Source organism: Janibacter sp. CoH_79_TC_3 (assembly GCF_058197955.1).
Window position 1 is genome coordinate 1 of the sequence record NZ_JBXWIV010000062.1, and the last position, 627, is coordinate 627.

Annotated in this window: 1 protein-coding gene; it reads left to right on the top strand. The window is 45.1% G+C overall.

Translation table 11 applies throughout. The features are described from left to right. Window positions 1-588, top strand: a 588-nt coding sequence (locus AC2FA3_RS15070) for an IS3 family transposase (RefSeq protein WP_490510295.1), incomplete at its 5' end; no start/stop codon positions are given. Between the last annotated feature and the right edge of the window lie 39 nt (window positions 589-627).

The following is a 627-nucleotide window of genomic DNA, read 5'->3' on the forward strand; positions in this document are numbered from 1 at the left end:
ATTACCACCAACAGCCGTGACGACCAAAAGCGCGCTGATGACTTAGTCAATCGTAACTTTAGCGCTTATCGTCCTAACCAGCTGTGGGTTGCAGATTTTACCTATATAAAAACAACTAGCGGCTGGGTCTATACCGCTTTTATTATTGATGTGTTTGCCCGTGCTATCGTCGGCTGGAAAGTCTCTAATCGCATGAACACCGATATGGTGATGGCGGCTTTAAATCAAGCAATAGCAGATAGAAACCATCCCAAAGATGTGATTCATCACAGTGATCGAGGGGTTCAGTACTTATCCATTCGCTACACAGATAAGATGGCTGACTCTGGCGTGATCGCCTCTGTTGGCACGACTGGCGATTCATACGATAATGCACTGGCTGAAACGGTCAATGGGCTTTACAAGTCTGAAGTGATTCATTATTTAAAGCAGAACTGGACTGGTGTGAACGATGTTGAACTGGCAACCCTTGAGTGGGTGGACTGGTTTAATAAAACCCGTTTGCATAGCACGATTGGATATGTGTCACCCTTTGAGTTTGAAAAGCGGTATTATGATAATTTAACCCTGTCAGGCATTGCTGCCTGACTCAAGTAAATCACTCTCCGATAAAGTCGGGGCGGTTCA